The sequence below is a fragment of the Erythrobacter sp. genome, from assembly GCF_035194505.1.
Lineage (GTDB): Bacteria > Pseudomonadota > Alphaproteobacteria > Sphingomonadales > Sphingomonadaceae > Erythrobacter.
Genome location: NZ_CP136573.1, coordinates 411,343 through 430,158 on the forward strand (window position 1 = coordinate 411,343; position 18,816 = coordinate 430,158).

The window sequence follows — 18,816 nt, forward strand, 5'->3', positions numbered from 1 at the left end:
CTCAGCCCGCCGCCGTCGCGGCCGCCGCAGGGGCGAAGCGCAAAGTCACGTAGCAGGCGATTGCGCTCGCCGCGCCGGTGGCAAAGGCGCCCCACAGGATGTCGAGCACGCTGATATGGGTCGCCCACACCTTGAATACGGCCTGCGAGGTCAAATCGAAGGTCGCATAGCACAGCGCGCCCAGCAGGATGCCGTTCAGCATCGCAGCCTGCACCGTGCCGCTTTCAAGGCCCGGGCGCACCGCAAACCACATCATCCCGGCGAGATAGATCAGGTAGAACACCCCGGCGGCGGCCATGTTGAAATCCTTCGCCATGATATCGCCGATCACCGGACGGTAGAGATTGCCTGCCGCCCAGCGCAGCCACATTGCGTCCAGCGCGCCAAAGGCAAGGGCTGCCGTGCCATAGGCGATGATCCATTTCGTCATGTTTTTCTTTGTCCCGGTTTGTCCCGCCCCGATGCGCGCAGCCTTGACCGGACGGGGCGGCCGCGTCAATGCTGGCGGGCATGGACGAGGGCAACACCGCCGGGGCACAGGCGCCGGACATTTCGCAAATGAGCTTCGAGCAGGCGCTGGGCGCGCTCGAGCAGATCGTGCAGCAGCTCGAGCGCGGCGACGTGCCGCTCGATCAGTCGATCAGCCTTTACGAGCGCGGCGAGGCGCTGCGCTCCGCGTGCCAGCAGCGGCTCGATGCGGCGCAGGCGCGGATCGAGAAGATCGTCACCGGCGCTGATGGCCGGGCGGCATCCACCCAAGCCTTCGACGCAGGAAACTGAGGGTGATGCTGGTGCAGACCGGAGGCTCGATGCTGGGCGATGCGATTGCGCGGGTGCAGGGCGAGGTTGATTCGCTGTTCGATGCGCTGCTGCCCGTTCCCGAGGATACCAGCGCGCGCCTGATCGAGGCGATGCGCTATGCGGCGATTGGCGGCGGCAAGCGGGTGCGCCCCTTGCTGGTGGTGAGCACCGCAAGCCTGTTCGGCGTCGCGCGCGAGCCGGCCCTGCGCGCCGGCGCGGCGATCGAGGCGATCCACGTCTATTCGCTGATCCATGACGACCTGCCCTGCATGGATGATGACGATCTGCGCCACGGCAAGCCGACGCTGCACAAGGCCTATGACGAGGCCACGGCCGTGCTGGCGGGGGATGCGCTGCACGCGCTGGCCTTCGAAGTGCTCGCCGATCCCGAAACCAGCGCCGATCCCTTCAGCCGCGTCGAGCTGATTTCCACCCTCGGCACCGCTTCGGGCATGAGCGGTATGGCCGGCGGCCAGATGATGGACATGGTCGCCGACGAGGAAGGCGTGACTTACGATCTTCCCGCGATCACCCGCCTGCAACAATTGAAAACCGGCGCGCTGCTCGCTGCCGCGGTCGAGATGGGGGCGATCCTTGGCAAGGTGCCGCCGCAGGGGCGGGCACCCTTGCGCGCCTATGCCCGTGATATCGGGCTCGCCTTCCAGATTGCCGATGACCTGCTCGATGTCGAAGGCGATGTCGAGAAAGCCGGCAAGGCGCTGCGCAAGGACAATGAACAGGGCAAGCAGACCTTCGTCACCCTGATGGGGATCGACAAGGCCCGCGAACAGGCGCGCGCGCTGGTCGATCAGGCGGTCGGGCATCTCGCCGCCTATGGCCCCGAAGCCGATATCCTGCGCGCGCTGGCCCGCTATATTGTCGAGCGGGATCGCTAGGGCTTCGAGGCCCTGAGAGAGGATAAAACCATGACACGCCGCGTCGGGATTTACCCGGGAACCTTCGATCCCATCACCCTTGGCCATGCCGATATCATCCGGCGCGGCTCCAAGCTGGTCGATCATCTGATCATCGGGGTCACCACCAATCCGTCCAAGAACCCGATGTTCACCACCGAGGAACGCTTCCGCATGGTAGAGCGCGAGGTGGCGAGCATGGGCCTGACCAATGTCGAGGTCGTGGGCTTCAACGCCCTGCTGGTGAAATTCGCGCAGAAACAGGGCGCGTCCGTCATCATCCGCGGCCTGCGCGCCGTGGCCGATTTCGAATATGAATATCAGATGGCCGGCATGAACCAGCAGCTCGATCACAATATCGAGACTGTGTTCCTGATGGCCGATGTTTCCTTGCAGCCGATCGCCTCCAAGCTGGTCAAGGAAATCGCGGTCTATGGCGGCGATATCGCCAAGTTCGTGAGCCCGCCGGTGCGCGAGGAAGTGATCGCACGGGTGCGCGAGACTGGCACCAAAGGCGATTACTAGGCAGATTTGCAGCCACGCTTTGTGGGTAGGCCCGCTTCATTCATTGAAGTGTCAGCCCGGCATGGCTAAACGGCGGGGCAGAACGGATGACATCATGATCAAAGCCAAGCTCAATTGCGTCCCTGCCACTCTGGCCGCCGCGCTCCTTATCGCCTTCGCCGGCCAGCCCGCGCTTGCCCAGAAGCAGAAGGACGATACCCCGCCGGTCGCCTTCGGGGACAATGCCCCCAAAGAGGACGAGGACGAGGACGAGAAGGCTCCTGTCCCGGCCAAGGTCTATGCCGCGATCAATTATGATGTGAACGCCGATCCGGACAATATCTGGGTGCTCGATCTGTCGAACGGGCAGCGCGTCAAGATCCGCCTGATGCCCGACTGGGCGCCCGGCCATGTCGAACGCATCAAGGAATTGTCGCGCCGCGGCTTCTACAATGGGGTGATCTTCCACCGCGTGATCGACGGCTTCATGGCGCAGGGCGGCGATCCGACCGGCACCGGGCAGGGCGGCAGCGAGCTTCCCGACTTGAAGGCCGAATTCAACCCCATGCCGCACGTGCGCGGGACGCTGTCGATGGCGCGCGCTTCGGAAGAGGACAGCGCCAACAGCCAGTTCTTCATCGTTTTCTACCCGCGCTTCAGCCTCGACAAGAAATACACCAATTTCGGCCGCGTGATCGAGAACATGGAAGCCGTGGACGCGATCAACAAGGGTGAGCCGCCGGCCCAGCCGACCTTCATCACCCAGGCCTCTCTGGCGAGCGACAACCTGCCGCCCCCGCCGCCGCTTCCTGCGGCCGAAGAGGCGCCGATCTCGGCCGACATGCTGAGCGCGCCCATTCCCTAAGGGGCTTTCGCCTTGCGTCCCTTCGGGTTAGGGGCGCGCGCGATGAAAGTAGACCTCTTCGATTTCGAACTTCCGCAAGAGCGCATCGCGCTGCGGCCCGTGCGTCCGCGCGATGCGGCGCGGATGCTGGTGGTGCGCGGCACCGACGCGCCGTTTGAAGACCGGGGCGTGCGGGATCTGCCGGCCCTCCTCAATCCCGGCGATGTGCTGGTGTTCAATGACACCCGCGTGATCCCCGCCCAGCTCGAAGGGCGCCGCGCCGATGGGGAGGCGAAGATCGGCGCGACCTTGCACAAGCGCATTGACCTGCGCCGTTGGCAGGCCTTCCTGAAGAATGCCAAGCGCGTGAAGGAAGGCGACCAGCTGATCTTCGGCGGCGGGGTCACCGCGATTGCCGAGGCACGCCATGGGGACGGCTCGCTCACCTTGTTTTTCGAGGGCGAGGAGCCGGTCGAAGTGCTGCTCGACCGCGCCGGCACCATGCCGCTACCGCCCTATATTGCCTCCAAGCGCGGGATCGACGCGGCTGATCTCGAAGACTACCAGACGATGTTCGCGCGCGAGGAAGGGGCGGTTGCCGCGCCGACAGCCTCGCTGCACTTCACCCAGCGTCTCGTCGATGCGATCGATGCCGCCGGGATTGGCCGCGCGATGCTGACGCTGCACGTGGGCGCGGGCACCTTCCTCCCCGTGAAGGCCGAGGATACCGACGACCACCAGATGCACGCCGAATTCGGACGCATCAGCCAAGATACCGCCGATCAATTGAACGCGGCGCGCGCTGCCGGTGGCCGCATCATCGCGGTCGGTACCACGAGCTTGCGCCTGCTAGAGAGCGCGGTGGACGAGCACGGCGTGATTCAACCTTTCGCGGGGGACACGGCGATCTTCATCACGCCGGGCTACAAATTGCGCGCCGTCGATGGCCTCATGACCAATTTCCATCTCCCCAAATCGACCCTGATGATGCTGGTGAGTGCCTTGATGGGGCGCGAGCGGATGATGGCGGCCTATCAACACGCCATCGCGCAGGAATACCGCTTCTATTCCTATGGTGACTCCTCGCTGCTGCTCCCGTAACCATCGGGCATGCACGAACCCATCCTGTCGATCCGCGGCCTGACCAAGACCTACAAGAACGGCCCCCGCGCGCTCGACAATGTCGATCTCGACATCCGCAAGGGCGAGATTTTCGCCCTGCTCGGGCCGAACGGGGCGGGCAAGACGACGCTGATCGGCGCGGTGTGCGGGCTGGTGCGGCCCTCGGGCGGGACGATCACCGCTTTCGGGCATGATCTTGCGAAGGACTGGCGTTCTGCCCGCGCACGGATCGGGCTGGTGCCGCAGGAACTCGCGACCGACATGTTCGAGACCGTGTGGCGCGCGGTCGCCTATTCGCAAGGGCTGTTCGGAAAAGCCCATGATCCTGCGCGGATCGAGGAGATCCTGCGCTCGCTCTCGCTGTGGGACAAGAAAGACGCGCAGATCCGGGCGCTATCAGGCGGGATGAAGCGCCGCGTGCTGATCGCCAAGGCGTTGGCGCATGATCCCGAACTGCTGTTCCTCGATGAACCCACGGCGGGCGTTGATGTCGAGCTGCGCAAGGGGATGTGGGAGCAGATCGCCGCGCTCAAGGAGCGCGGGGTGACGATCATTCTCACCACCCACTACATCCAGGAGGCCGAGGAAATGGCCGACCGCGTCGGCATTATCCAGCGCGGCCGCATCCGCATGGTCGACGAGAAAGCTGCGATGATGGAGCGCTTGGGCACCACCGAGGCGGTGATCGATCTTGCCGCCCCGCTGGCTGCGCTGCCGGATATGCTGGTGGGTTTTCCGCTGGAGCTGGCGGGCGAGGGCAGGCGGCTTGTCTATCGCGGGGGATCGGGCGAGGGCGGGGGCGCAGCGGACGTCGCCCGGCTCACCCAGGCGCTCACCCATGCGGGCATCGGTTACACCAGCATCGACATTCACGACAGCTCGCTGGAAGATATCTTCGTCTCCCTGCTGGGCGAGACGGCGGAGGCGGCGTGATGCAGTTCAACCTCCGCAGCGCCTATGCGATCTACCGCCGCGAAATGGCCCGCGCCTTTCGTACCGCCTTCCAGTCGATCCTCTCGCCGGTGCTGACGACCTCGCTCTATTTCGTGGTGTTCGGATCGGTGATCGGTGCGCGGATGGAGCCGGTTGCCGGCGTGCCCTACGGCGCTTTCATCATCCCCGGCCTGTTGATGCTCACTCTGCTGGGCGAGACCACCAGCAATGCGAGCTTCGGCATCTACATGCCGCGCTTCACCGGCACGATCTACGAACTCCTCTCCGCCCCTGTCGGCGTGGCCGAGACGCTGGCGGGCTTTGTTGGCGCGGCGGCGACCAAAGGCCTGATCCTTGCCGCGATCATCCTCGGCACGGCGCGGCTTTTCGTCGATTACGAGATCGCCCATCCGCTGCTTGCCGCGGGATACATCATGCTGGTGGCGGCAAGTTTCGCGCTGTTCGGTTTCATCCTCGGCATCTGGGCCGACAGCTTCGAGAAGCTCGGCATCATTCCGATGCTGATCCTCACCCCACTCACCTTTCTGGGCGGCACCTTCTATTCGATCCGCGATCTGCCGAGCCCGTGGGACGCCATCGCGCTCGGCAATCCGATCGCCTTTCTGGTGAGCGGGCTGCGCTGGACCTTCTATGGCACCTCGGACGTGCCGATCATGGTGTCCTTCGGTCTCACGCTCGGCTTCCTCGCCATCTGCGTGATGATCATCGCGGTGATTTTCCGCACCGGATGGCGGCTGCGCGAATGATCGTGAGCGAGGCGGGTCTGCGAATGCCTTTCGTCGAGCGATAACCACCGCCCGTCTGACCTGAACGGTTCTTGGCCGCCCTGTTCATCGGTGTGAAAGTGTCTGATTTCTAGAGACTTGCCTACCGCCGCACCCCCTGCGGCAGGATAGCAATAAGGAATGTTTTGCATGAGGAAAATCGCATTCACCACGCTTGCGGCGCTGGGCGCGATGGCACTTCCGGCGGCTGCCCAGGCGCAGTCGAACGAAGACCCCAAGGTCGAAACCTATGTCGGTGCATCGGCCGGTATCCACGATCTCGGCACGGGTCTGCCCGATGACGATGGCGGCATCTACGGCATCGTGGCCGGGGTCGATGTGCCGGTGGGCAAGACCTTCTTCGTCGGCGCCGAGGGCAACTACCACATCGGCGACGGCCGCATCGACAGTGAATACGGTATTGCCGCGCGCGCCGGTGTGCGCGTGGGCGAGACCGGCAAGATCTTCGTGCGCGGTGGCTATCAGGAGGTCGATTTCGATCTTGGCGGCCTGGTCGTCCCGGCGGTCGTCGGCTTCGATGACACCGATGGCGACTACCTCGTCGGTGCTGGCGTCGAATTCGGCCTGGGCGACACCCCGGTCCGCTTCCGCGCCGGGATCGACACCATCGCCTTCGACACCACCCGCGCGACCGTGGGCGTGCTCTACGCCTTCTAAGGCCTGAGCCTCCCCTCACTGTCAGGCAGGAGCAGCTTTCCCCCCGCTAGCTGCTCCTGCCTTTTTTCTTGCGCCTTGGGGCAGGCACGCTAGGCACCCGCCGCATGACGCTCCCGCGCTTTGCCTTCACTCTGCATGCCACCGACGGCAAGGCCCGCACCGGCACCATCGCGATGCAGCGCGGCGAAATCCGCACGCCGGCCTTCATGCCGGTCGGCACGGCGGCGACTGTGAAGGCGATGAAGCCCGAAGCCGTGCGCCAGACGGGCGCCGACATCATCCTTGGCAACACCTATCACCTGATGCTGCGCCCGGGCGCGGAGCGGGTGAACAGGCTGGGCGGCCTCCACACATTCATGAACTGGCCGCGCCCGATCCTGACCGATTCCGGCGGCTATCAGGTGATGAGCCTTTCGGACCTGCGCAAGCTCACCGAGCAAGGGGTGGAGTTCAAGAGCCACCTTGATGGCTCGCGGCATATGCTGAGCCCCGAACGCTCGATGGAAATCCAGCGCCTGCTCGGCTCGGACATCGTCATGGCGTTTGACGAGTGCCCGCGCGCGGACCGCCCGCGTGACGAGATTGCCGCCAGCATGGAACTCTCGATGCGCTGGGCCAAGCGCAGCCGCGAGGGCTTTGACGCCGGCGAGGAGCACGCGAGCCGCGCCGCGCTGTTCGGCATCCAGCAGGGCGCACTCCACCAAGACCTGCGCCGCATCAGCGCCGACAAGCTCATCGACGTGGGCTTCGATGGTTATGCCGTCGGCGGGCTGGCGGTGGGCGAGGGGCAGGAGGCGATGTTCGGCGTGCTCGACTATGCCCCCGACATGCTCCCGGCCGATCGCCCGCGCTACCTGATGGGGGTGGGCAAGCCCGACGATCTTGTCGGCGCGGTCGAGCGCGGGATCGACATGTTCGATTGCGTCCTGCCGACCCGATCGGGCCGCAACGGGCAGGCCTTCACCTGGAACGGCCCGCTGAACCTGCGCAATGCCCGCTTTGCCGAGGACACCGGCCCGCTCGATGATCGCTGCCATTGCCCGGTCTGCACGACTTACAGCCGCGCCTATATCCACCACCTCGTGAAGTCGGGCGAGATGCTGGGGGCCATGCTGGTGACCGAGCACAATCTCAGCTTCTATCAGGCGCTGATGCAAGGCATGCGCGATGCCATTGCGGCAGGCACATTCGCCAGCTTTGCCAGCACCTTCCGGGCAGATTACCTCCACGCCAGGGCTTGAACCGCGCAGGACATGGGTTAGGCTGTCCCTGTCGCAGAAGGGGCGGGGGGACAGCATCATGTATCGCAAGGTCAAGGCCGCGCTGGTTTCAGCGGCCGCGCTGATCGCCATGCCTGCCTTTGCGCAGGACAAGCCCGCCGATGCGGCACGCGATTTCGGTGCGCGTGCCAGGGTGCTCCTGATCAGTCTGTCGCCCTCGGGCACCAAAGTCGCCTATGTCGCAGCCGGACCTGAACACAGCGAGCTGGTCTATGTCTTCGATCTTGCAGGGGATCTCAAGGATCGCCTTGTCGCCACCAACCGAGAAAAGATCACCGATCTCGACTGGTGCGAATGGGCGACTGACAGCCGCCTCGTTTGCCAGGTGTCCGGCATGGCCAACGGGTCTACGGGAGGCCTCTTGCCATTCGAATGGCTGTTTGCGGTCAATGATGATGGCAGCGGTTTCACCGAATTGAGCCAGCGCCAGTCGGCCGATGCGGTCCAGAATTTGCAGTTCAGAGGCGATGTCATCGCCTTCGATGTCGGCGGCGATCAGGGCCAGATCCTGATGTCGCGGCAATATGTGCCCGAAATCAACGCCGCGACCCGCACCTACAAGGACGAGCGCGGGTTCGGTGTCGATCTGGTCGATGCGATGACGGCAAGGCGCCGGGTTCTCGAAGGTGCGGACGAGACGGCCCTGCGCTACGTGGCTGACGAGCAGGGGCAGGTTCGGATCAAGGTCCGCGCGCTGCTGGACAATAATGGCCGGCTCACCGGCGAATATGTCTATCTCTACCGCACGCCGGGCAGCACCACGTGGAAGAAGTTCGAAAGGCTCACAGTCGACGGCCAGCCGATCAATGGCTTCACGCCCGTCGCTGTCGATAGCCTCCGCAATGTCGCCTACGGCTTCATCACCAAGGGCGGCTATGACGCGGTGATCGAGGTGCTGCTCGATGGCAGCGACGCGGGCAGGCTGGTGCTGGCGCGCGGCGATGTCGATGTCGACGCGCTGATCCGCATCGGCCGCAAGCGCCGCGTGTTGGGCGCAAGCTATGCCACCGAAAAGCGCGAGGTCGCCTATTTCGATCCCGACTTGAAGAAACTCGCCGCCGGGCTCGCCAAGGCGCTGCCCGATACGCCGCTGATCAACATCGTCGGCGCCAGCAGCGATGAAAGCCGCATCCTGCTGATCGCATCGAGCGATACCCAGCCCGGCATGGCCTATCTCTACGACAAGACCACCCGCAGCCTTGAACCCCTGATACCGGTGCGCGCCGGGCTTGAAGGCAAGGCGATGGGGACGATGAAGCCGGTCACCTATCCCGCCGCCGATGGCACGCTGATCCCGGCCTATCTCACCCTGCCGCCCGGTTCTGACGGCAAGAACCTTGCGGCGGTGGTGCTGCCGCATGGCGGGCCTGCGGCGCGCGACGAATGGGGCTTCGACTGGCTGGTGCAGTTCCTCACCGCGCGCGGTTATGCCGTGCTCCAGCCCAATTACCGCGGCTCATCGGGCTATGGCGAGGCGTGGTATGGCAAGAACGGCTTCAAGGCGTGGGACGTGGCGATCGGCGACGTCAATGATGCCGGACGCTGGCTGGTGAAGGAGGGCATCGCCCGCGGCGACAGTCTCGCGATTTTGGGCTGGTCCTACGGCGGCTATGCCGCGCTGCAATCGCAGGTGCTCGATCCGGCGCTGTTCAAGGCGGTGGTGGCGATCGCGCCGGTGACCGATCTCGGCTTTCTGGCCGAGGACAAGCGCGGCTACACCTCCTCGCGGCTCGTCCAGCAATTCGTCGGCACCGGCCCGCATGTCGAGGCCGGCAGTCCGCGCCGCCATGCTGATCGCTTTGCCGCCCCGGTCGCGCTGTTCCACGGCACCCGCGATCTCAATGTCGATGTGCGCCACGTCCAGGCGATGGAAAAGGCGCTCAAGGCGGCGGGCAAGCGCGTGGTCTATCACGAATATGCAGACCTGCAGCACGGCCTTGATGACACCACGGCCCGCATCGACATGCTCACCACCATCGGCGGCTTTCTCGACAGCCATCTCGGGCAGGGCGGGTAACGGCGCGAAGGCACTCGACAAATCGGCCTTGCACCGCCTAGGGCGGGTGCCATGACTGATAGACCCCTTGCCCCCGCAGATTGCACCACCATGGCCGAGGTGCGCGCCGGGGTTGACGCGCTGGACCGCGAGTTGGTGGCGCTGCTGGCAACGCGCTTCGGCTATATGCGCGCCGCCGCCCGGATCAAGCCGAGCCGCGATGCGGTGCGCGACGAGGAGCGCAAGGCCAGCGTGATCGCGGCCGCCGTGGCCGAGGCCGAGGCCCATGGCATCCCGGGCGAGGTTGTGGCCGATATCTGGGAACGGCTCGTCGAAGGCTCGATCGCCTATGAATTCACCGAGTGGGACAAGGTCCGCAGCTAGGATTTCTTGCAGTTGAGGAAGGCCTCAAGCCGCGGCTGTTTCTTGTCCGGCTGTGCCTGACGGATTGATTGCGCAAGGCCGCGCACCTTGCTTTCCCACTTCGCGCCCTTGCGCTCCGCCCCGCCGAACTTGACCTGCCCCAGCGGCAGGATGCGCACCGGCTTGAACCCCGCAAAGCCCAGCACCTGCTTCTTCCAGCGGTGGATGATGGAATTGCCATAGGCCAGCCGCAGGAAGAACGGCGGGGTGTCCATGGTGATGATCACATCGGCTGATCGGCCCGCCATGTTGCGATCCCACCATGTGTCATTGTCATGATAGGCAAAGGTGAAGCCGGGCAGGAACAGCCGGTCGAGCAGGCCCTTGAGCGTTGCCGGTTCGGCCCCCCACCACATCGGGAAAGACAGCGCGAGGTGATCGCAGGCGTCGAGCAGCTCGGCCAAGTGCCGCAGATCGGGCTCCCACTCGGTGCGCTGGCGATAGCCGTGGGCGAGGTTGGGATCGAAGGTGAGGTCGCGCAGCGCCACCAGCGTAACCTCGGCCGAGGCAGGCAGCGCGGCGCGGTAGACCTCCAGCAGGTGCGAGGCATAGCGCCCCGTGTCAGGATGGGCATCGATCAGCAGCACATTCATCGCGAATCCCTCTCGTCGCCCAGATGAGTGCCTCGCCGCCGCGCAAAAGAAAAGGGCGGCCCCGAAAGGCCGCCCTCTTGGTGTTCTTGCGATGCCCGAAGGATCAGCGCGAGTAGAACTCGACCACCAGGTTCGGTTCCATCGTCACCGGATAGGGCACTTCGTCGAGCTTCGGCACGCGGGTGAACTGCACCTTGTCGTTGCCGTCGGTGGCGACGTAATCGGGGATATCACGCTCGGGCAGGCCCTGGGCTTCGATCACCAGCGCCATTTCCTTGGCCTTGCTGCCGAGGCTGATGACATCGCCGATGTCGATCCGGCGCGAGGCGATGTTGCACTTCACGCCGTTCACATAGATGTGGCCGTGGCTGACGATCTGGCGCGCGGCAAAGATGGTCGGCGCGAACTTGGCGCGGTAGACCACCATGTCGAGACGACGCTCGAGCAGGCCGATCAGGTTCTGGCTGGTGTCACCCTTCATACGGGCAGCTTCGGCGTAGGTGCGCTTGAACTGCTTTTCGGTGACGTCGCCGTAGTAGCCCTTGAGCTTCTGCTTGGCGCGCAGCTGCAGACCGAAGTCGCTCATCTTGCCCTTGCGGCGCTGGCCGTGCTGGCCGGGACCGTAGGAACGCTTGTTCACCGGGGAATTCGGGCGACCCCAGATGTTTTCACCCATCCGGCGGTCAAGCTTGTACTTGGCGCTCTTGCGCTTCGACATAAGTCGTATCCTTCAATGTGCTGGACCGCCCCTGTGGCGGCCATTCAACCCGGCATCGCTCCATCAGGACGATATTCCTGATGCGGCCACTGCTTCACCGGGGTGCAGGGCCCATTTGCGAAGGCGCGCCGATAGCAGGATTGGCGCGCGCGTCAAGCCCGCGGGGTGGCCCGGCGGCTGCGCGGATCAGCGCGGATTGCCAAGATCGCGCCACTCTTCGGTGGTGCGGCAGATCTTGGTCTTGCGGCGGCTTGCCGTGTCGAGCTTGATGTAGCGGCAGATGCGCTCGGGCTCGGCCTCGGCGGGGGCTTCGGCCGTTTCGGGCTTTTCGGCGGTCTGCTCGGCCGGGGCTGCGGTCTCGGGCTCGTCGGCCGGGGTCTTCTGGGCGGCGAGGGCAGAGGCGGCGAGGAGCGAGGCAGCGAACACCGCACCGGAACGCAGGAACATCGATTTCATCAGCAATCTCATGGGGTTTGTTTGAGGGAGAGGGGTTTCAGCGCGAACGCCCGACTAACTCCGGTGTTCCCGCCCGTCCAATACAAAAGGCGTGAAGGTCCGCTCAGGCGTCCGGCTCGCGCTCCAGATAGGACAGGATGCCGCGCAGGGTGCGCACTTCGAGGTGGTTCCAGGCGGGCTTGGTCAGCAGGCCGCGCAAGGTGCGCCGCGTGCTCTCGGCGCGCGCCTCGGGCCGGAAATAGCCGCGCGGGACGAGCAGTTTCTCGAAATGGGCGATCATCGCGTCAAGCTCGTCCTGCGGGGCAGGGGGGAGCACTTCTTCGAGCGTCGGCTGCACCAGCACGCCCGAGGCATCGGCCAACTCGCGGCCCATGCGCGACCATTCATAGGCGACCAGAATCACCGCCTGGGCGAGATTGAGCGAGGCAAATTCGGGATTGATCGGGATCGTCAGGATATTGCGGGCAAGCGCGACGTCCTCGGTCTCCAGCCCTGAGCGTTCGGGGCCGAACAGGATCGCGTGGCGCCCGGCCTCGGTGTGCACCAGCCGTCCGGCCTCGTCCGCGCCGATCACCGGCTTGGTGACCCCGCGCTTGCGGACAGTGGTGGCGTGGACGTGCTGGCAATCGGCCACGGCTTCAGCGGTGGTGGCATAGACCTTGGCCTGTTCGAGCACGATATCCGCGCCCGATGCCGCCGGGCCTGCCGAGGGATTGGGCCAGCCGTCGCGCGGGGCGACAAGGCGCAATTCGGTCAGCCCGAAATTGAGCATCGCGCGCGCCGCCTTGCCGATGTTCTCGCCCAGCTGCGGGCGCACCAGCACGATCACCGGCTTGTTCAGATCGGCCATTTTGCGCTTATTCCTTGGCCGCTTGCTGGACAGTGCTGGCAAATTCCTCGAAGTCGCGCGCTTCGGAAAAATCGCGGTAGACGCTGGCAAAGCGGATATAGGCGACGGAATCGATCTGGCGCAGGCCTTCCATCACCAGCTCGCCGATGTGGGACGAGGGCACCTCGGCCTCGCCCGAGGTTTCGACCTGGCGCTGGATGCCGGAGATCAGCTGATCGAGCCGTTCCTGATCGATCCCGCGCTTGCGACTGGCGAGCGCGACCGATTGTTCGAGCTTGGAACGCTCGAAGGGCTCACGCCGTTCGCCCGACTTGACCACCACGACCTCGCGCAGTTGGACGCGCTCGAAGGTGGTGAAGCGCGCCCCGCAGGACGAGCACTGGCGCCGCCGCCGGATCGAGGCATTATCCTCGGTCGGGCGGCTGTCCTTGACCTGGGTATCATCATGGGCGCAAAAGGGGCAGCGCATTCAGAATGTTACTTCTTGATCCGCTGATAGAACGCAAAGCCTGCACCAATCGCAAGGCCGAGCGGCCAGGAAATCACCGGCAGCAAGGCACCGGCCACCGCGCCGATCGCCGCCCCGGTCAGCACCGGCGGGGTCGAGGGATGGTTGATCCCTTCCTTGGCCATGCCCGAAATCTCGGTCTTGGCATCTTCGACCCAGTCTTGCGAGCCGCGCGGTTCCTGATCGTTCATTGCGAAAGGCTCCTTACATGCCCGGATAGACGGGGAAGGCAGCGCAGAGCGCGCTCACGCGGGCGCGGACGCTCTCTTCGATCTGGGCATCGCCCTCGGGGCCGTTCTTGGCAAGGCCCTCCACCACTTCGGCGATCAGCTTGCCGACAGTGCGGAACTCGTCCGGGCCAAAGCCGCGGGTGGTGCCCGCCGGGGTGCCGAGACGGACGCCGCTGGTGATGAAGGGCGAGCGGGTGTCGTAGGGGATGCCGTTCTTGTTGCAGGTGAGGAAGGCGCGATCGAGGCCCTTTTCGGCGTCCTTGCCGGTCACGTTCTTGGCGGTGAGGTCAACCAGCATCGAGTGGTTGTCGGTTCCGCCCGAAACGATCCGCAAACCGTTCTCCTCAAGGCTCGCGGCGAGCGCGCGGGCGTTTTCGACGATGCGGTGCGCGTAGGCGCTGAAGCTCGGGTCGAGCGCTTCCTTGAAGGCCACCGCCTTGGCCGCGACGATATGCATCAGCGGGCCGCCCTGCAGGCCGGGGAAGACGGCCATGTTCAGGGGCTTGGTATACTTCTCGTCATTCCACAGGATGATCCCCGAGCGGGGTCCGCGCAGGCTCTTGTGGGTGGTCGAGGTGACGATATCGCAATGCGGGAAGGGCGAGGGGTGCGCGCCGCCGGCGACGAGGCCGGAGATGTGGCTCATGTCGCACAGCAGCACCGCGCCCACTTCATCGGCGATGGCGCGGAAGGCGGGGAAGTCCCAGGTGCGCGAATAGGCCGTGCCGCCGCAGATGATGATCTTCGGCTTGTGTTCGCGCGCCTTGGCGGCAACCTCGTCCATGTCGATGGTCTCGGTCTCGCGCGAAACGCCGTAGGAGACGACGTTGAACCACTTGCCGCTCATGTTCACCGGCGAACCATGGGTGAGGTGGCCGCCCGAGTTGAGATCGAGCCCCATGAAGGTGTCGCCCGGATTGAGCAGGGCGAGGAACACCGCCTGGTTCATCTGCGAGCCCGAATTGGGCTGCACATTGGCGAAGTTGCAGCCGAACAATTGCTTGGCGCGCTCGATCGCGAGGGTCTCGACCACGTCGGCATAGTCGCAGCCGCCGTAGTAGCGCTTGCCGGGATAGCCTTCGGCGTACTTGTTGGTGAAGACAGAACCGGCCGCTTCGAGCACCGCGCGGCTCGCGATGTTTTCTGACGCGATCAGTTCGATCTTGTCGCGCTGGCGGGCGAGTTCCTTGGCGATGGCGGCCGCGATCTCGGGATCGGCGTGGGCCAAGTCATCATGCCAGAAGCCGTCCATGGGGTTTCCAGCGCGGGCGGCGAAATCTACGGGAGCGGTGCTCATTGATGGGTCTCGATGTGAACGGGCAGGAACGGGGGCTTGCCAAGCTTGCCCACCCGGCGCTGGTGGCGCCCGGCAGGATCGCCGGCATCGGCGAATTCGGTATCAAGGAAACTCGCAACGCAGGACTTTGCCATTTCGATCCCTACGAGACGCGCGCCCATTGCGATGCAATTGGCATTATTATGTTCGCGGGCGAGCGCGGCCGAGAGCGGCTCGGACACCAGCGCGCAGCGCACCTGCGGGTGGCGGTTGACGCTTATCGAGATGCCGATCCCGCTGCCGCACAGGGCAATGCCGAATTCGACTGTCCCTTCGGCGATGATCTCGGCGAGGCGATAGCCGTAATCGGGATAATCGACGGACTGGCCGGGCTCTGGGCCGAGATCGGCGACTTCGTGGCCTTCCTCGACGAGCCATTCGGCGAGGTCCGCCTTCAGTTCGGTCGCGGCGTGATCGGATGCTATGGCGATGCGCATGGGCCCCCACATAGGCGTGTGGGGCGCGATTCTCCACCCCTTGGCCGCGCTTTTCGACCGCCAGCGCAGCTTTTGCTTTACGCCGCGGAAAGGGCATGGATGCTAGGCACTTGGCCATGGAGCAACCCGCGCGTCCCCTCAATGCCGAGCAATGGCTCGCCCGCGTCTTTGCCGACGGGCGGCCGCGCACCTTCGGCACGGGCTGGATCAGCGGGATTCTGGGAATCGTGCTGGGGCTTCTGGCGCTCTTCGCCGTGCTGTGCCTGCACTTCCCGCAATATCTGACCCTGCCGGAGTTGCGGAGCCGCTATCCGCTGGAGCTGGTGCGGCTTGCGATTGATGTGGGGCTGCTCGCGGCGATGGCGCTGGCGGGCCTTTCGATGCTGCTGCGACGGCGCAAGGCACTGGGGGTGACGGGGCTGGTTTTGGCGGGCGCGGCGCTTGCCTTGGGGGCAGGGGGCGTGGAGATCCCGCGCGGGGGAGCCAGCGCGGTCTATCTCGGGCTCGACTGGTTTGTGCTGGGCACGCTCAGCACGGCGGCGGTGTTCGTGCCGCTGGAGCGCGCTTTCCCGCTGCGCGCCGAGCAGGGCGCGTTCCGGCGGGGGTGGCTGACCGACACGCAATATTTCTTCGCCAGCCACGCGCTTGCACAGGTGATGAGCGTCGCCGTGCTCGCGCCTGCCGTGGCCTTGGGGAGCCTGCTGGCGGTGCCGTCAGCGCAAAGCGCGGTCCAGAGCCTGCCGGTGGTAGTGCAATTCGCGCTCGCGGTGCTGGTGGCGGACCTTGCGCAATATGGGGTTCACCGCGCCTTCCATGCGGTCCCCTTCCTGTGGCGCTTCCACAAGGTCCACCATTCGCTGGAGGCGATGGACTGGATCGCGGGATCGCGGCTGCATCTTGTCGATGTGATCGTTACAAGAGGCCTGGTGCTGCTGGCGCTGCTGGTGGCGGGGTTCGCCGATACGGCGGTCTATGCCTACCTCGCGCTGGTGAGCTTCCACGCGGTGTTCATCCACGCCAACTTCGCGCCGCGCGCCGCATGGCTGGAGCGCTGGATCGCCATGCCCCGCTTCCACCACTGGCACCACGGGATCGAGCCGGAGGCGCGCGACGTTAATTTCGCGGTCCACCTGCCGATGATCGACCGCTGGTTCGGCACGCATCACATGCCGGACGATCGCTGGCCGAGCGGCTACGGCATCGCAGGAGAGCGCGCTCCGGAGGGCTGGGCGCGGCAGCTGGTGTGGCCGCTGGGCCGCACATGAAAAACCCCGCCGAAGCGGGGCCTTTCGCGGTTTACTGATCGAGGAACGAGCGCATCTTGCGCGACCGGCTCGGGTGCTTGAGCTTCCTCAGCGCCTTGGCTTCGATCTGACGGATACGTTCGCGCGTCACCGAGAACTGCTGGCCGACTTCTTCCAGCGTGTGATCGGTGTTCATCCCGATGCCGAAGCGCATGCGCAGCACGCGCTCTTCACGCGGGGTGAGCGAGGCGAGCACGCGGGTGACGGTTTCCTTGAGGTTCGCCTGGATCGCGGCATCCACCGGGATGATCGCGTTCTTGTCCTCGATGAAATCGCCCAGGTGTGAGTCTTCCTCGTCGCCGATGGGCGTTTCGAGAGAGATCGGCTCCTTGGCGATCTTCATCACCTTGCGCACCTTCTCCAAGGGCATGGAGAGGCGCTGCGCCATTTCTTCCGGCGTCGGCTCGCGGCCTTCCTCGTGGAGGAACTGGCGGGAGGTGCGCACCAGCTTGTTGATCGTCTCGATCATGTGCACCGGAATACGGATGGTGCGCGCCTGATCGGCGATTGAACGGGTGATCGCCTGCCGGATCCACCACGTCGCGTAAGTGCTGAACTTGTAGCCGCGGCGGTATTCGAACTTGTCGACCGCCTTCATCAGACCAATGTTACCTTCCTGAATGAGATCAAGGAATTGCAGGCCGCGATTGGTGTATTTCTTGGCGATGGAGATCACCAGACGCAGGTTCGCCTCGACCATTTCCTTCTTGGCGATGCGCGCCTCGCGTTCGCCTTTCTGCACCATGTTGACGATGCGGCGGAACTCGGTGAGGCTCATGCCGGTCTGTGCGGCGATGTCGGCGATTTCGGCGCGGATGCGCTCGATCGGGGCTTCCTCGCGCTCGGCAAAGGCGGCCCACTTCTTGTCCTTCTTGGCGCGCTCCCTGATCCAGGCATCGTCCATTTCGTTTCCGACATAGGAATCGAGGAAGTCCATGCGCTTGATCTTGTGGCGCTCGGCAAGGCGGAGCATCTGCCCGCCCAGCGTCGTCAGCCGGCGGTTGAAGGCGTAGAGGTTGTCGACCAGGAATTCGATCTTGGTCGCGTGGAACTGCACGCTTTCGACCTCGGCGGTCAGCTCTTCGCGCAGGGCCTCGTACTTCTTTTCCTTGGCGCCCGGGAATTCGTTGCCCGCACCCAGCGTCTCGACCCGCTCGGCCTGGAGCTTCTCGAAGCTCTTGAACAGCTTGGTGATGCGGGCGAAGCGTTCGAGCGCCTCGGGCTTCAGCGCGGCTTCCATCTGGGCGAGGGAGAGGGTGTTGTCCTCCTCCTCTTCCTCTTCGCGCTTGGGGCGACCTTCGCCGTCCTCGTCGTCATCGCCGTCCGCATCAGGCTCGTCCTCGACCTCGTCATCCTCGCGGATGGTCGGGCCGGCGGTGGCTTCGGAGATTTCGCCGTCGTCGTCGTCATCCTCGGCGCCTTCGGCCATCTTGTCGGCCGGCGGTTCCTTGGAGAGCATCGCGTCAAGATCGAGGATCTCGCGCAGCTGCATGTCGCCATTGTTGAGCGCTTCGGACCAATGGATGATCGCGTGGAAGGTGATCGGGCTTTCACAAAGCCCCATGATCATCATGTCGCGCCCGGCCTCGATGCGCTTGGCGATGGCGATTTCGCCTTCGCGGCTGAGCAGTTCCACCGCGCCCATTTCGCGCAGATACATGCGCACCGGATCATCGGTGCGCTCGCCGGTGACGAGCTTCTTGTTGCCGGCGCGGGCATCCTTGGACGGGCCCTTCTTCTCGCCGTCCTCGTCATCATCGTCGTCGTCCGAGCCGATATCCTCGACCTCGTCGCCGTCCTCGTCGCCTTCGGCTTCGGCTTCCTCGTCGCTTTCGACGATCTGCACGCCCATTTCCGACAAGGCGGTCTGGATGTCCTCGATCTGGTCGGGGCTCATCTCGCCCGAGGGCAGCGCTTCGTTGAGCTCGTCATAGGTGACATAGCCGCGCTTCTTGGCCTTGCTGATCAGCTTCTTGATCGAAGCCTCGTTGAGATCGATCAGCGGAGCATCTTCTTTTTCGGCCATATTCTGCAATCAATCCGTTACCGTGATGGCCAACCCTCGCACCCTGCCGAGGACCGCCGCCGTGTTTATCCCAGATCC

The 18,816-nt window shown here is 64.8% G+C and carries 22 protein-coding genes; 12 read left to right on the forward strand and 10 right to left on the reverse strand.

Annotated elements, in window-relative coordinates:
• Window position 1: 1 nt before the first annotated feature.
• Window positions 2-430, reverse strand: a complete 429-nt coding sequence (locus RSE14_RS02075) for a DUF2177 family protein (RefSeq protein ID WP_324075592.1) — start codon at window positions 428-430, stop codon at window positions 2-4.
• A gap of 68 nt (window positions 431-498) precedes the next feature.
• Between RSE14_RS02075 and RSE14_RS02080 the strand changes: the two genes are divergently transcribed.
• The 11 genes from RSE14_RS02080 (at window position 499) to RSE14_RS02130 (ending at window position 10,241) form a co-directional block, all read left to right on the forward strand.
• Window positions 499-780, forward strand: coding sequence for an exodeoxyribonuclease VII small subunit (locus RSE14_RS02080; RefSeq protein ID WP_324075593.1), 282 nt, complete (start codon window positions 499-501; stop codon window positions 778-780).
• Window positions 781-809: 29 nt separating this feature from the next.
• A complete protein-coding gene (locus RSE14_RS02085) occupies window positions 810-1,697 on the forward strand; it encodes a polyprenyl synthetase family protein (protein WP_416379371.1) in 888 nt (295 codons plus the stop codon).
• Between the two features lie 30 nt (window positions 1,698-1,727).
• A complete protein-coding gene (gene coaD / locus RSE14_RS02090; RefSeq protein WP_324075595.1) occupies window positions 1,728-2,240 on the forward strand; it encodes a pantetheine-phosphate adenylyltransferase in 513 nt (170 codons plus the stop codon).
• A gap of 94 nt (window positions 2,241-2,334) precedes the next feature.
• Complete coding sequence (locus RSE14_RS02095) at window positions 2,335-3,084, forward strand: peptidylprolyl isomerase (protein WP_324075596.1); 750 nt, start codon at window positions 2,335-2,337, stop codon at window positions 3,082-3,084.
• Between the two features lie 42 nt (window positions 3,085-3,126).
• Window positions 3,127-4,164 (forward strand): tRNA preQ1(34) S-adenosylmethionine ribosyltransferase-isomerase QueA, encoded by a 1,038-nt coding sequence (queA, locus tag RSE14_RS02100; protein WP_324075597.1) that lies wholly within the window; start codon window positions 3,127-3,129, stop codon window positions 4,162-4,164.
• Window positions 4,165-4,173: 9 nt separating this feature from the next.
• Window positions 4,174-5,118 carry an ABC transporter ATP-binding protein gene (locus RSE14_RS02105; RefSeq protein WP_324075598.1) on the forward strand — a complete coding sequence of 315 codons (945 nt, stop codon included), beginning with the start codon at window positions 4,174-4,176 and terminating at the stop codon, window positions 5,116-5,118.
• The gene (locus RSE14_RS02110; protein WP_324075599.1) at window positions 5,118-5,885 is read left to right on the forward strand and encodes an ABC transporter permease; all 768 of its coding nucleotides are present in this window, start codon (window positions 5,118-5,120) and stop codon (window positions 5,883-5,885) included. The genes RSE14_RS02105 and RSE14_RS02110 overlap by 1 nt, the downstream gene beginning before the upstream one ends.
• A 168-nt stretch (window positions 5,886-6,053) precedes the next feature.
• Window positions 6,054-6,581 carry an outer membrane beta-barrel protein gene (locus tag RSE14_RS02115; RefSeq protein WP_324075600.1) on the forward strand — a complete coding sequence of 176 codons (528 nt, stop codon included), beginning with the start codon at window positions 6,054-6,056 and terminating at the stop codon, window positions 6,579-6,581.
• A gap of 104 nt (window positions 6,582-6,685) precedes the next feature.
• Window positions 6,686-7,822, forward strand: a complete 1,137-nt coding sequence (tgt, locus tag RSE14_RS02120; RefSeq protein ID WP_324075601.1) for a tRNA guanosine(34) transglycosylase Tgt — start codon at window positions 6,686-6,688, stop codon at window positions 7,820-7,822.
• Between the two features lie 58 nt (window positions 7,823-7,880).
• Window positions 7,881-9,878 (forward strand): alpha/beta hydrolase family protein, encoded by a 1,998-nt coding sequence (locus RSE14_RS02125; RefSeq protein WP_324075602.1) that lies wholly within the window; start codon window positions 7,881-7,883, stop codon window positions 9,876-9,878.
• A gap of 51 nt (window positions 9,879-9,929) precedes the next feature.
• Window positions 9,930-10,241: a chorismate mutase gene (locus RSE14_RS02130; RefSeq protein WP_324075603.1), complete on the forward strand. Its 312-nt coding sequence runs from the start codon at window positions 9,930-9,932 to the stop codon at window positions 10,239-10,241.
• On the opposite strand, the gene RSE14_RS02135 is transcribed toward RSE14_RS02130, so the two are convergent.
• The 8 genes from RSE14_RS02135 to RSE14_RS02170 all read right to left on the reverse strand — a co-directional run bounded on the left by RSE14_RS02135 (window position 10,238) and on the right by RSE14_RS02170 (window position 15,408).
• Window positions 10,238-10,873, reverse strand: a complete 636-nt coding sequence (locus tag RSE14_RS02135; RefSeq protein ID WP_324075604.1) for an NAD(P)H-dependent oxidoreductase — start codon at window positions 10,871-10,873, stop codon at window positions 10,238-10,240. The two genes, RSE14_RS02130 and RSE14_RS02135, sit on opposite strands and share 4 nt — an antisense overlap.
• Before the next feature lie 103 nt (window positions 10,874-10,976).
• Complete coding sequence (rpsD, locus tag RSE14_RS02140; protein ID WP_324075605.1) at window positions 10,977-11,591, reverse strand: 30S ribosomal protein S4; 615 nt, start codon at window positions 11,589-11,591, stop codon at window positions 10,977-10,979.
• Between the two features lie 186 nt (window positions 11,592-11,777).
• Complete coding sequence (locus RSE14_RS02145; protein ID WP_324075606.1) at window positions 11,778-12,047, reverse strand: hypothetical protein; 270 nt, start codon at window positions 12,045-12,047, stop codon at window positions 11,778-11,780.
• 103 nt (window positions 12,048-12,150) lie between these two features.
• Window positions 12,151-12,897: an RNA methyltransferase gene (locus RSE14_RS02150; protein ID WP_324075607.1), complete on the reverse strand. Its 747-nt coding sequence runs from the start codon at window positions 12,895-12,897 to the stop codon at window positions 12,151-12,153.
• A gap of 7 nt (window positions 12,898-12,904) precedes the next feature.
• Window positions 12,905-13,366, reverse strand: coding sequence for a transcriptional regulator NrdR (gene nrdR / locus RSE14_RS02155; RefSeq protein WP_324075608.1), 462 nt, complete (start codon window positions 13,364-13,366; stop codon window positions 12,905-12,907).
• An 8-nt stretch (window positions 13,367-13,374) separates the two neighbouring features.
• Window positions 13,375-13,596: a hypothetical protein gene (locus tag RSE14_RS02160; RefSeq protein ID WP_324075609.1), complete on the reverse strand. Its 222-nt coding sequence runs from the start codon at window positions 13,594-13,596 to the stop codon at window positions 13,375-13,377.
• 13 nt (window positions 13,597-13,609) lie between these two features.
• On the reverse strand, window positions 13,610-14,887 hold the full coding sequence (gene glyA, locus RSE14_RS02165) for a serine hydroxymethyltransferase (protein WP_416379372.1): 1,278 nt from the start codon (window positions 14,885-14,887) through the stop codon (window positions 13,610-13,612).
• A gap of 41 nt (window positions 14,888-14,928) precedes the next feature.
• Window positions 14,929-15,408 carry an RpiB/LacA/LacB family sugar-phosphate isomerase gene (locus RSE14_RS02170; protein WP_324075611.1) on the reverse strand — a complete coding sequence of 160 codons (480 nt, stop codon included), beginning with the start codon at window positions 15,406-15,408 and terminating at the stop codon, window positions 14,929-14,931.
• Window positions 15,409-15,524: 116 nt separating this feature from the next.
• Here RSE14_RS02170 and RSE14_RS02175 point away from each other — a divergent pair, with 116 nt between their 5' ends.
• On the forward strand, window positions 15,525-16,673 hold the full coding sequence (locus RSE14_RS02175; RefSeq protein WP_324075612.1) for a sterol desaturase family protein: 1,149 nt from the start codon (window positions 15,525-15,527) through the stop codon (window positions 16,671-16,673).
• Window positions 16,674-16,704: 31 nt separating this feature from the next.
• Here the strand turns inward: RSE14_RS02175 and rpoD are convergent, their stop codons facing one another.
• Entirely contained in the window at window positions 16,705-18,738 is a 2,034-nt protein-coding gene (gene rpoD, locus RSE14_RS02180; RefSeq protein ID WP_324075613.1) for an RNA polymerase sigma factor RpoD, read from the reverse strand.
• Window positions 18,739-18,816 lie beyond the last annotated feature (78 nt).

Excerpts from the sequence above, each read along its gene's own strand:
- RSE14_RS02075 (WP_324075592.1), bottom strand. The coding sequence starts at position 430 with ATGACGAAATGGATCATCGCCTATGGCACGGCAGCCCTTGCCTTTGGC.
- RSE14_RS02080 (WP_324075593.1), top strand. The coding sequence starts at position 499 with ATGCTGGCGGGCATGGACGAGGGCAACACCGCCGGGGCACAGGCGCCG.
- RSE14_RS02085 (WP_416379371.1), top strand. The coding sequence starts at position 810 with ATGCTGGGCGATGCGATTGCGCGGGTGCAGGGCGAGGTTGATTCGCTG.
- coaD (WP_324075595.1), top strand. The coding sequence starts at position 1,728 with ATGACACGCCGCGTCGGGATTTACCCGGGAACCTTCGATCCCATCACC.
- RSE14_RS02095 (WP_324075596.1), top strand. The coding sequence starts at position 2,335 with ATGATCAAAGCCAAGCTCAATTGCGTCCCTGCCACTCTGGCCGCCGCG.
- queA (WP_324075597.1), top strand. The coding sequence starts at position 3,127 with ATGAAAGTAGACCTCTTCGATTTCGAACTTCCGCAAGAGCGCATCGCG.
- RSE14_RS02105 (WP_324075598.1), top strand. The coding sequence starts at position 4,174 with ATGCACGAACCCATCCTGTCGATCCGCGGCCTGACCAAGACCTACAAG.
- RSE14_RS02110 (WP_324075599.1), top strand. The coding sequence starts at position 5,118 with ATGCAGTTCAACCTCCGCAGCGCCTATGCGATCTACCGCCGCGAAATG.
- RSE14_RS02115 (WP_324075600.1), top strand. The coding sequence starts at position 6,054 with ATGAGGAAAATCGCATTCACCACGCTTGCGGCGCTGGGCGCGATGGCA.
- tgt (WP_324075601.1), top strand. The coding sequence starts at position 6,686 with ATGACGCTCCCGCGCTTTGCCTTCACTCTGCATGCCACCGACGGCAAG.
- RSE14_RS02125 (WP_324075602.1), top strand. The coding sequence starts at position 7,881 with ATGTATCGCAAGGTCAAGGCCGCGCTGGTTTCAGCGGCCGCGCTGATC.
- RSE14_RS02130 (WP_324075603.1), top strand. The coding sequence starts at position 9,930 with ATGACTGATAGACCCCTTGCCCCCGCAGATTGCACCACCATGGCCGAG.
- RSE14_RS02135 (WP_324075604.1), bottom strand. The coding sequence starts at position 10,873 with ATGAATGTGCTGCTGATCGATGCCCATCCTGACACGGGGCGCTATGCC.
- rpsD (WP_324075605.1), bottom strand. The coding sequence starts at position 11,591 with ATGTCGAAGCGCAAGAGCGCCAAGTACAAGCTTGACCGCCGGATGGGT.
- RSE14_RS02145 (WP_324075606.1), bottom strand. The coding sequence starts at position 12,047 with ATGAAATCGATGTTCCTGCGTTCCGGTGCGGTGTTCGCTGCCTCGCTC.
- RSE14_RS02150 (WP_324075607.1), bottom strand. The coding sequence starts at position 12,897 with ATGGCCGATCTGAACAAGCCGGTGATCGTGCTGGTGCGCCCGCAGCTG.
- nrdR (WP_324075608.1), bottom strand. The coding sequence starts at position 13,366 with ATGCGCTGCCCCTTTTGCGCCCATGATGATACCCAGGTCAAGGACAGC.
- RSE14_RS02160 (WP_324075609.1), bottom strand. The coding sequence starts at position 13,596 with ATGAACGATCAGGAACCGCGCGGCTCGCAAGACTGGGTCGAAGATGCC.
- glyA (WP_416379372.1), bottom strand. The coding sequence starts at position 14,887 with ATGGACGGCTTCTGGCATGATGACTTGGCCCACGCCGATCCCGAGATC.
- RSE14_RS02170 (WP_324075611.1), bottom strand. The coding sequence starts at position 15,408 with ATGCGCATCGCCATAGCATCCGATCACGCCGCGACCGAACTGAAGGCG.
- RSE14_RS02175 (WP_324075612.1), top strand. The coding sequence starts at position 15,525 with ATGGAGCAACCCGCGCGTCCCCTCAATGCCGAGCAATGGCTCGCCCGC.
- rpoD (WP_324075613.1), bottom strand. The coding sequence starts at position 18,738 with ATGGCCGAAAAAGAAGATGCTCCGCTGATCGATCTCAACGAGGCTTCG.